The sequence below is a fragment of the Paraburkholderia sp. SIMBA_054 genome (assembly GCF_046534875.1).
Classification (GTDB): domain Bacteria; phylum Pseudomonadota; class Gammaproteobacteria; order Burkholderiales; family Burkholderiaceae; genus Paraburkholderia; species Paraburkholderia hospita.
The window spans coordinates 1-289 of record NZ_JAWRXV010000559.1; the positions used below are offsets into that span (position 1 = coordinate 1).

At 58.1% G+C, this 289-nt stretch carries 1 protein-coding gene; it reads left to right on the forward strand.

Features of this window, described 5'->3' with window-relative positions; all coding sequences use genetic code 11:
• Positions 1-289: PTS transporter subunit EIIC (locus SB822_RS56330; RefSeq protein ID WP_410859010.1), on the forward strand; the 289-nt coding region annotated here is incomplete at both ends.

Consider the following 289-nt stretch of genomic DNA (forward strand, 5'->3'; position numbering starts at 1 on the left):
GCATGTTCAGCATCGCCAAAGTGGGCTATCAGGCACAGGTGATCCCGGCACTGTTAGCCGGGCTGGCACTGGGCGTTATTGAAACTCGCCTTAAACGCATCGTACCGGATTACCTCTATCTGGTGGTGGTGCCCGTCTGTTCGCTGATCCTCGCCGTGTTCCTCGCCCATGCGCTGATTGGTCCGTTTGGTCGCATGATTGGCGATGGCGTTGCCTTTGCGGTACGTCACCTGATGACCGGCAGCTTTGCTCCGATTGGTGCGGCATTGTTTGGCTTCCTGTACGCGCC